Genomic DNA, 9,733 nt, shown 5'->3' on the forward strand with positions numbered 1-9,733 from the left:
GGAAGGGGCGGGTAGGGGAAAGAACCGCCCCCAGCCGCGCCTGCGCCGCCGCCAGGACCATCTCCAGTGCCGCCGGATACCCACTGCGCCCCATCTCCGCCACCAGCACCGCCGCAGTGGCGGCGATGTGCGGGTGGCTGTCCGCCGGCAGTCGCGCGTACGTCTCCCGCCAGGCCCGCTCCTCCGCCTCCCGCGGACCCGCCGGCAGCGCGAGCGTCGCCGCGTCCAGCGCAGCGAACGACAGCGTCTGGTCCACGAACACGTGGTAGATCCGCACCGCCTCGGCGTCCGGGAAACCCGCCCCGCGCAGGATGCCCAGGATCGTCTCCACCGCCTGGATCTCATGCGCCCGCCCCGTCACCCGCGCGCAGGTCAGCATCGCCGCCTGCGGATGCGCCTGGTAGTCCGCGTGCATCATCAGCCCCAGGGCGCGCAGGTCGGCCCGCCACTCCCCGCTCGGCCGGAACCGCCGCAGGGTACGGCCGATGAGCTCGTCGGCGACCGCCAGCAGCAGATCATCGGTGTCCCGGAAATACCGGTAGATCGCACTCGGGTCGGCCCCCAACGCCGCCCCGAGCCGCCGCACCGTGAGCGCCGCCGCCCCGTGCTACCTGATCAGCCTCAGCGACGTATCCACGATCAGCTGCTCCGACAGGACCGTGCCCCACTTGGTGGGGCGCCTGCGCCGACGCGCCCCCTCCGCCACCACTCGCTCACCCATGCGCGGACCTTACGACAACACCGTTGACCTGTGGAGATCCAGGAGAGTTCGATGACCACTCGTATCGGACCGACCGATGGGAACCGCACATGCCGCACATGCCCCGCACCCCCGCCGACCTCGTCTTCACCGGCGGCCCCGTCCTCACCCTGGACGCCGCCCGCAGCCGCGCCACCACCGTCGCTGTCACGGGCGAGCGGATCACCGCCGTCGGCCACGACGAGGTACGCGATCTCATCGGCCCCGGGACCGAAGTGGTCGACCTCGCCGGGAAACTGCTCGTCCCCGGCTTCCAGGACGCCCCACATCCACCCGGTGGCCGCCGCCCTGGAACTGGCCCAGTGCGACCTGACGGCCGCCCGCACGGCAGGCGACACAGTGGCCGCGGTACGGGCGTACGCCGAGGCCCGCCCCGAAGCGGAGTGGATCACCGGCGGCGGCTGGTCCATGGAGGCCTTCGAAGGCGGCGCCCCCACCAAGGACCTGCTCGACGCCGTTGTCCCCGACCGCCCCGTCTACCTCCCCAACCGCGACCACCACGGCGCCTGGGCCAACAGCCGCGCCCTGAACCTCGCCGGCATCGACCGCTCCACCCCCGACCCGGCTGACGGCCGTATCGAGCGGGACGCCCACGGTGAGCCCACCGGCCTCCTCCAGGAGGGCGCCATGGACCTGGTCGCGCGCCTCACCCCGCCCTCCACGCCCGCCGGCCGGCTCGCCGCCCTGCTCCACGCCCAGCGACTGCTCCACTCGTACGGCATCACCGCCTGGCAGGACGCCATCGTCGGCACCTTCGGCGCGATGGACGACCCCGCCGACGCCTACGTCGCCGCCGCCCGCGACGGCTCACTCACCGCACGCGTCACCGGCGCCCTGTGGTGGGACCGCGAGCGAGGCGCCGAGCAGATACCCGAACTAGCCGCCCGGCGCGAGGAGTCGAGCCACGGCCGGTTCCGCGCCGGGTCGGTGAAGATCATGGTGGACGGAGTCGCCGAGACGGGCACCGCCGCCCTCCTCGCCGCCTACACGGCGGGCTCCGCACACGTGAACCACCTCGACGACACCGGCAGCGTCCGCGCCGGAGCCCTCGCCGACCTGGTGGTACTGGACCGCGACCCGTACGCCGCGCCGCCCGAGGAGATCGCCGCGACCCGTGTGGCCCGTACCTACGTGGGCGGACAGCAGGTCTACGACGCCGGTCTGTAGAGCGAGTACGGTGCGGATGCGGTGCCCGTACTCGTCGCGCGAGGAAGGAAGTTCACGTATGACACAACAGGTCCGAGGGGTAATCGCACCGGGGAAGAACGAGCCGGTGCGGGTCGAGACCGTCCTCGTCCCCGACCCGGGGCCCGGCGAGGCCGTCGTGCAGATCCAGGCGTGCGGCGTCTGCCACACCGACCTGCACTACAAGCAGGGCGGCATCAACAGCGACTTCCCCTTCCTCCTCGGCCACGAGGCGGCGGGCATCGTCGAGTCCGTCGGTGAGGACGTCACCGAGGTCACCCCCGGCGACTTCGTCATCCTCAACTGGCGCGCGGTGTGCGGCCGCTGCCGGTCCTGCCTGCGCGGTCGCCCCCAGTACTGCTTCGACACCCACAACGCGAAGCAGAAGATGACCCTGCTCGACGGCACCGAACTGTCCCCGGCACTCGGCATCGGAGCGTTCGCGGAGAAGACCCTGGTCGCGGCCGGCCAGTGCACCAAGGTCGACCCGTCCGTCTCGCCCGCCGTCGCCGGCCTGCTCGGCTGCGGCGTCATGGCGGGCATCGGCGCCGCCATCAACACCGGCCAGGTCGGCCGGGGCGACTCGGTCGCCGTCATCGGCTGCGGCGGCGTCGGCGACGCAGCGGTCGTGGGCGCCAGGCTCGCGGGTGCGGCGAAGATCATCGCCGTCGACATCGACGACCGGAAGCTGGAGACCGCCCGCACCATGGGCGCCACCCACACGGTCAACTCCCGCTCCACCGACCCCGTCGAAGCCATCCGCGAGCTCACCGGAGGATACGGCGCCGACGTCGTCATCGAGGCGGTGGGCCGCCCGGAGACGTACAAGCAGGCCTTCTACGCCCGCGACCTGGCCGGCACCGTCGTCCTCGTCGGCGTCCCCACCCCGGACATGCGGCTCGACCTGCCGCTCATCGACGTCTTCGGCCGGGGCGGCGCCCTCAAGTCCTCCTGGTACGGCGACTGCCTGCCCTCCCGCGACTTCCCGATGCTGATCGACCTGCACCAGCAGGGCCGTATCGACCTCGCCGCCTTCGTGACCGAGACCATCGGCCTCGGCGACATCGAGAAGGCCTTCGCGCGCATGCACGAGGGCGACGTCCTGCGCTCGGTGGTGGAGTTCGCATGACATCCGCATCGGAATCCGGGTCCGCACGTATCGACCACCTCGTCACCTCGGGCACCTTCTCCCTCGACGGCGGCACCTGGGACGTCGATAACAACGTCTGGATCGTCGGCGACGACACCGAGGCGATCGTCATCGACGCGGCCCACGACGCCGAAGCCATCGCCGCCGCACTCGGCGGCCGTACGCTGCGCGCCATCGTCTGCACGCACGCCCACAACGACCACATCGACGCCGCCCCGGCCCTCGCCGAGGCCACGGGCGCACCGATCCTCCTGCACCCCGACGACCTGCCCCTGTGGAAGCAGACCCACCCGGACCGCGCCCCCGACGGCGAGCTCACCGACGGCCAGGCCCTCACCGTCGCCGGCACCACGCTGACCGTCCTGCACACCCCCGGCCACGCGCCCGGCGCCGTCTGCCTGTACGCCCCGGAGCTGGCCACCGTCTTCACCGGCGACACCCTCTTCCAGGGCGGCCCCGGCGCCACCGGGCGCTCCTTCTCGGACTTCCCGACGATCGTCGGCTCGATCCGCGACCGGCTGCTCACCCTGCCGCCGGAGACCGAGGTGCGTACCGGTCACGGCGAGGGCACCACGATCGGTGCCGAGGCTCCGCACCTTCAGGAGTGGATCACCAGAGGGCACTGAAAACAGAAGAACCCCCAGTTCGACTGGGGGTTCTTCGCTGGTGTCCGAGGGGGGACTTGAACCCCCACGCCCGATAAAGGGCACTAGCACCTCAAGCTAGCGCGTCTGCCATTCCGCCACCCGGACAAGGTGTCTGTCTCGCGGCCCTGGGCCGTTCCGACGTGGAAAACCATAGCAAACATTCAGACCCCCTGATCACACCCCCAGGCAGGGCAGCGGGAGGATGAGGGGGACCACCAGCACAGCCAGTGGGAGGAAGCAGCGTGAGCGAGTCGAAGACGGCCGGCAGGGCCACCCCGGTCTCGGGCGAGGACGAGGTCGTCGGTCTCTGCCGTGACCTGATCAGGATCGACACCAGCAACTACGGAGACCACTCGGGGCCGGGGGAGCGGGCGGCGGCGGAGTACATCGCGGAGAAGCTCGCCGAGGTGGGGCTCGAACCGCAGATCTTCGAGTCCCACCCGGGGCGGGCCTCCACCGTGGCCAGGATCGAGGGAGAGGACCCGTCGAAGCCCGCGCTGCTGATCCACGGGCACACCGACGTCGTACCGGCGAACGCCCAGGACTGGACGCACCACCCCTTCGCGGGCGAGATCGCGGACGGCTGCCTGTGGGGCCGGGGCGCGGTCGACATGAAGGACATGGACGCGATGACCCTCGCGGTCGTACGGGAGCGGATGCGCAGCGGCCGCAAGCCCCCGCGCGACGTCGTGCTCGCCTTCCTCGCCGACGAGGAGGCGGGCGGTACGTACGGGGCGCGGTATCTCGTCGACAAGCACCCGGGGCTCTTCGAGGGCGTCACGGAGGCGATCGGTGAGGTCGGCGGCTTCTCCTTCACCGTCAACGAGAACCTGCGGCTGTATCTCGTCGAGACGGCGCAGAAGGGCATGCACTGGATGCGGCTCACCGTGGACGGCACCGCCGGTCACGGCTCGATGACCAACAACGACAACGCGATCACCGAGCTGTGCGAGGCCGTGGGGCGGCTCGGGCGCCACAAGTGGCCGGTGCGGGTCACGAAGACCGTACGGTCCTTCCTGGACGAGCTCTCCGACGCGCTCGGCACCCCGCTCGACCCCGAGGACATGGACGCGACGCTCGCCAAGCTCGGCGGCATCGCGAAGATGATCGGCGCCACGCTGCGCAACTCCGCCGCCCCGACCATGCTCGGCGCCGGCTACAAGGTGAACGTGATTCCCGGCCAGGCGACCGCGCATGTCGACGGGCGCTTCCTGCCCGGGTACGAGGACGAGTTCCTCGCCGATCTCGACCGGATCCTCGGCCCGCGCGTGCGGCGCGAGGACGTGCACGGCGACAAGGCCCTGGAGACCAGCTTCGACGGGGACCTCGTCGACGCGATGCAGGTGGCGCTGCGGGCCGAGGACCCCATCGCGCGGGCCGTCCCGTACATGCTCTCCGGCGGCACCGACGCCAAGTCCTTCGACGACCTGGGGATCCGCTGCTTCGGGTTCGCGCCGCTGAAGCTGCCGCCCGAGCTGGACTTCGCCGGGATGTTCCACGGCGTGGACGAGCGGGTTCCGGTCGACGGGCTGAAGTTCGGTGTACGCGTGCTGGACCGCTTCCTGGACAAGTGCTGAACCGACAAGTGGTGACCGGACAAGTACTGAAACGACTTTCCAACTAATCGGCCGGACGTGCTATTTGACTGAAAAGAGTGAATGAGACCATAGGCTAGTAGCCCCGTTGCTTTCCCTTCGTTACAAGGTGTGCGGTCCGCGGCTGGGTCGCATTGTTGCCAACAAGGAGGAAAAGTAATGATCAAGAAGATCGTCGCCGCTGCGGCAGCCACGGGTGGTCTGGTTCTCGCCGGCGCGGGCATTGCCGTCGCCGACGCCGGTGCCCAGGGTGCTGCTGTCGGGTCCCCCGGTGTGGTTTCGGGCAACGTCGTTCAGGTCCCGGTCCACGTGCCGGTGAACGCGTGCGGCAACACGGTCAACGTGATCGGGCTGCTGAACCCCGCCTTCGGCAACACCTGCATCAACAAGTGACGTTGTGCACGCACCCGTAAGGGTCTGAGTCCCGGGCGGCCCCGGAGTGCGCTCCATGCACTCCGGGGCCGCTGGGAATTCGGCCCGCGGCCGGCGACAACGTCCCGCGGGCATTTCGGCGAAGGTAAAGGCAGAGGAACGTACCAATGCGTCAGGTAACGACGAAGAGCCTGATCACCGTGGCGGCCGCGAGTGGTCTGCTGGCCATGAGCGGCGGCAACGCGCACGCCGATTCCGGGGCCCGGGGGTCCGCGTCGGACTCCCCGGGCGTACTCTCCGGGAATTCCGTGCAGGCTCCCGTGCATGTTCCCGTCAATGTGTGCGGGAACACCGTGAATGTGGTTGGCGTGCTCAACCCCGCCATGGGCAACAGCTGCGCCAACGGGGGGCACGGCTCGACGAAGCCCGGCAAGAACCACGGCGGCGGATCGGCGGCCGAGGGGCGCGCGAGCGATTCCCCCGGAGTCGGCTCGGGCAACCACGTCCAGGCACCGGTCCACGTACCGGTGAACGCCTGTGGGAACACGGTCACCGTCGGTGGCCTCGGCAACGCCGCCACGGGCAACGAGTGCGGCAACGACTCCACCGGCACCCCGCCGCGACCGGGCCCCGAAGAGCCTCCGAGCAAGCCCGGTGAGCCGGGCAAGCCGAGCAAGCCGGGCAAGCCCGGTGAGCCGGCGGAGCCCACGGAGCCGGGTAAGCCGGGTAAGCCGGGCACTCCGCAGGAGCCCACGGAGCCTGGTGTGCCCGCGGAGCCGGACGAGCCGGCGGCGCCGGGCGAGCCCAGCGCCCCGAACGGCCCCGACACCCAGACCGTCACCCAGCCCAAGGGCACCGACGTGCTCGCGCAGACCGGCGCCGGGGCTCCGCTCGGCGTGGTGATCCCGGCCGGCGCGGGCCTGCTGCTGGCCGGTGCGGTGCTGTACCGCCGTTCTCGTTCCGCGGCGTAACGCAGGAAATGCAGCCGGTACGGCTGGCGCGCAAACGGAGCGGGCCCCGCCATCGCGGGGCCCGCTCCGTCTTCACCAGGTGGCGCGCACCTGTCGGATGATGCGCCTGCGCAGCCGCACACGGCGGCTGCCGTCCCGGTGCAGACTCAGTCGGTCCAACTCCCAGTGTCCGTACTCGGCATGGTCGGTCAGCAGACGGGTCGCCTCCTTGCGGGAAACCCCACGGGGGACGTACACGTCGACAAATTCGTATTCCGGCATCGCATCTATTGTGCGGGCAGAGCCCCGGTACGGATAGCGTCTGCACTATGTCTGATGCTGCGCAGCCCACCGCTGCCGAGGTACGCGCCGCCGCCGAGGCGGTCAAAGTCGCGCTCGACCGTCACCTCGACGCGGTCGAACGCCGCACCGGGGACGACGACCCTGCCGTCTACGACGCGTTCAACGAGCTCGCCGCGGCCGCCGAGGCGTACGACGAGCGGCTCTACGACCGCTACGACGAGGTCACGCCCTTCGAGATTCCGGGGTCCGACGACTCCCTGCCGCCTTACACCGGGCCGGAGGAGCCCAATGCGGTGAGCGTCCTGATCCGCCGCGACTACGCGGTGGTGGAGCCGCAGCGGCTGCTCGCCCAGGCGCAGCGGATCGCCGATGCCGACCCGGACATCGACGCCCCGGTGATCGAGGTCGAGGTCGACACCGACGTCGACGCCGAGGAGCGCGGCAATGCGGTGGCGATCGTCGGCGGGAGCGTCCATGCCGCTCTCGGGGTGCTCTTCGGAGAGTACGAACCGGATGAAATCGCCTCCCGCCACAAGGAGTTCGGCCTGGAGGAAGGCGATTCCACCCTGTGGGTCGCCGCCGCGGAAGATCTGCCCGAGCCGGGGGAGTGGCTGAACGCCCCGTTCGAGCAGGCCGATCCGCAGCAGGTCGTGTGCCGCTTCGACGTCAGCTCCGTCTTCGACGACGAGTTCGACGACGCCGACGGTCCCGACCAGATCTGACCACGTCCGACCGGGCCTCCCCGCCGGCCGCCGTCGCGCCTCTAGGAGGCGGATTCCTGCGCGGCCGGCGACTCGGCGGGAGGCTGCAGCAGGGTGCGCAGGCGCGTGGTGCGCGGTCGGTCCGGGATCTCGGTCACCGCACGCGGCAGCGCCTGGTCGACGCCGTGGACGACGGACAGGTGCCGCTCCGCGCGGCTGAACGCGGTGTAGATCCACGGGCGGCTCAGCGCCGGGGCGGCGTCGCCGGGCAGCACGACCACGACGGCGGGCAACCGCATCCCGGTCGCCTGGTGCGCGGTGAGCGCCCAGGCGTGCCGCACGGTCGTCTCCACCCGGTCCTTCGGTACGACGACGGGCGTGCCCTCGCAGTCGAGGTGCAGGCCGTCGGCGTCGGCCGACACTACCGTGCCGGGCAGTGTCTTGCCGGGCGCCGGAACATGGGCGATCCGGTCACCGGGGTCGAAGCCGCCGAACCGGCCCGGGCCGGGGTTGAGCCGCTGCTTGAGCGCGGCGTTCAGCGCGCGGGTGCCGGCGGACCCGCCGTGCCCGGGGGTGATCACCTGGATCTGCGCGGGCGACAGCCCGAAGGCGCGCGGGACCGAGTCGGCGACCAGCTGGACAGTACGGTGCACGGCCTCGCCCGCGTCACGGACGGGGACGATCACCACCTCCTTGCCGGGCGCCTCGACCTGGTTCAGCTCGCCGATGCCGATGCCGGAGACCAGCTCACCGATGGGGCCGGGGTCGGGCGTACGCGACACGATGTGCGGGCACGCGCGGGCGGCCAGCAGGTCGGCGAAGACCCTGCCCGCACCGGCGGACGACAGCACGCCCGGGTCGCCGCTGAGGACGAGCCTGGTGCCGTCCGCCAGCGACTCCACGAGGACGGCGGCGGTCTCCACGCCCAGCTGTGGGGCGTCCAGCACGACCAGCAGGTCGAGGGCGAGCGCGCCGTCCTCGTCCCGGCCGGGGCCTTCCGTACCGGCCAGCAGCCCCGCGACGGTGACCGAGGCCGACGCGTCGTCGATCGCGGCGGCGAGGCGGCGGCGGCCGTCGGCGCTGTGCGAGGCGGCGTACGCCCGCAGGCCGAGCCCGCGTGCCACGACGAGCAGCGCGGCCGGTTCGGCACGGGCTGCCTCGCCGCCGCTGTGGGCCACCAGGCCGTTCGACGCGACGGCGCGGATCAGCTCGGCGGCGGAGGGCGAGACGCCTCCCGCCTCCCAACTTCCTGCCTCCGCCGCCTCGTTGCTGAACGTACTGGCCAGCCGGGCCAGGCCGTCGGCGAGGCTTTCCTCCGCGAGGGCGTACCGGTCGAGCCCCAGCAGAACCTCCACCGGCTCGTCGCTGTCGGCGTCATCGGTGTCGGCGTCATCGGCTCCGCCGTCCTGGAAGACGAGCACCACGCCCTCGGCGACAGCGTGCTGAATGGCCTCGTCCGGGTCGGGCACCTTGTGCTCGGCCAGCGCCTTGCGCACCGCGCCCGACTCCAGCGCGGTGTGACCCTGGACCGCCGCCCGCTCCAGGAGCCAGCCGACAAGCGCCGCCGTGCGGCGTTCGTCGCCGGGCCCGCACTCGGCGCCGAGCAGGGCGCGCGCGAACCCGTCGGCCTGTTCGGGCCGCACCCCCGGTACCGACAGCAGTTGCCACGGGTCGTCGCGCAGGACCTGCCCGGCCTGCTCCCCGAGTACGCCGACGACCGGCGCGGCCAGCGCCTCGGGGGCGCCGCCCTCGGCCAGTACGGCCCGTACCGAAGCCACCGCCCCGGGCGCGGCGGCGACGGGCCCGGCCACCGGGGCCACCCGCGAGGGCGCCGCCGGGCCGGCACCGGGCGTGGGCGCGGGAGCGGGCGCCACGCGGCGCGGCGCGGGCGCGGGGGACGCGAAGAACGCGTCACCGGACTTGGCGCCGCTCTCCACGGCCCGTACGGCCGCGAGCAGATCGGCGGCCTGCCCGCTCAGCTTGGCACCGGCCTGGACCGGCGCGGTCTTCTCGGCCTTGCGCCGCTCGATCCGTTCCCGCAACGCCCGTTGGGCGGCAATCTCGGCCTCG

At 71.9% G+C, this 9,733-nt stretch carries 8 protein-coding genes, 1 tRNA gene and 2 pseudogenes; 7 read left to right on the plus strand and 4 right to left on the minus strand.

Annotated features, from left to right (window positions below):
• Positions 1–721: pseudogene (locus J7E91_RS22690) on the minus strand (TetR/AcrR family transcriptional regulator); the annotation flags it as partial.
• Positions 722–819: 98 nt separating this feature from the next.
• On the opposite strand from J7E91_RS22690, the pseudogene J7E91_RS22695 reads away from it, so the two are divergent.
• From J7E91_RS22695 to J7E91_RS22705, 3 genes and pseudogenes are all read left to right on the plus strand, one after another.
• Positions 820–1,927: pseudogene (locus tag J7E91_RS22695) on the plus strand (amidohydrolase family protein).
• Between the two features lie 58 nt (positions 1,928–1,985).
• Positions 1,986–3,074: an S-(hydroxymethyl)mycothiol dehydrogenase gene (locus J7E91_RS22700; RefSeq protein WP_214907738.1), complete on the plus strand. Its 1,089-nt coding sequence runs from the start codon at positions 1,986–1,988 to the stop codon at positions 3,072–3,074.
• Positions 3,071–3,721, plus strand: a complete 651-nt coding sequence (locus J7E91_RS22705; RefSeq protein WP_214907740.1) for an MBL fold metallo-hydrolase — start codon at positions 3,071–3,073, stop codon at positions 3,719–3,721. The genes J7E91_RS22700 and J7E91_RS22705 overlap by 4 nt, the downstream gene beginning before the upstream one ends.
• 38 nt (positions 3,722–3,759) lie before the next feature.
• Here J7E91_RS22705 and J7E91_RS22710 read toward each other — a convergent pair.
• Positions 3,760–3,847, minus strand: a tRNA-Leu gene (locus tag J7E91_RS22710).
• 137 nt (positions 3,848–3,984) lie between these two features.
• Between J7E91_RS22710 and J7E91_RS22715 the strand changes: the two genes are divergently transcribed.
• The 3 genes from J7E91_RS22715 (at position 3,985) to J7E91_RS22725 (ending at position 6,680) form a co-directional block, all read left to right on the plus strand.
• Positions 3,985–5,319 carry a M20/M25/M40 family metallo-hydrolase gene (locus J7E91_RS22715; RefSeq protein ID WP_214907742.1) on the plus strand — a complete coding sequence of 445 codons (1,335 nt, stop codon included), beginning with the start codon at positions 3,985–3,987 and terminating at the stop codon, positions 5,317–5,319.
• 177 nt (positions 5,320–5,496) lie between these two features.
• A complete protein-coding gene (chpH, locus tag J7E91_RS22720) occupies positions 5,497–5,730 on the plus strand; it encodes a chaplin ChpH (protein ID WP_214907743.1) in 234 nt (77 codons plus the stop codon).
• Positions 5,731–5,876: 146 nt separating this feature from the next.
• Entirely contained in the window at positions 5,877–6,680 is an 804-nt protein-coding gene (locus J7E91_RS22725) for a chaplin (RefSeq protein WP_214907745.1), read from the plus strand.
• A gap of 72 nt (positions 6,681–6,752) precedes the next feature.
• Here J7E91_RS22725 and J7E91_RS22730 read toward each other — a convergent pair whose 3' ends face one another.
• Positions 6,753–6,941 (minus strand): DUF5703 family protein, encoded by a 189-nt coding sequence (locus J7E91_RS22730; RefSeq protein ID WP_005319466.1) that lies wholly within the window; start codon positions 6,939–6,941, stop codon positions 6,753–6,755.
• Between the two features lie 47 nt (positions 6,942–6,988).
• Between J7E91_RS22730 and J7E91_RS22735 the strand changes: the two genes are divergently transcribed.
• Positions 6,989–7,684 carry a hypothetical protein gene (locus J7E91_RS22735; RefSeq protein ID WP_214907747.1) on the plus strand — a complete coding sequence of 232 codons (696 nt, stop codon included), beginning with the start codon at positions 6,989–6,991 and terminating at the stop codon, positions 7,682–7,684.
• 41 nt (positions 7,685–7,725) lie between these two features.
• Here the strand turns inward: J7E91_RS22735 and J7E91_RS22740 are convergent.
• Positions 7,726–9,733 (minus strand): helix-hairpin-helix domain-containing protein (locus tag J7E91_RS22740; RefSeq protein ID WP_214907749.1); only part of this gene is annotated, 2,008 nt, incomplete at its 5' end.

Origin of the sequence: Streptomyces sp. ISL-99, assembly GCF_018614005.1 — a bacterium.
Taxonomy (GTDB): domain Bacteria; phylum Actinomycetota; class Actinomycetes; order Streptomycetales; family Streptomycetaceae; genus Streptomyces; species Streptomyces flavidovirens.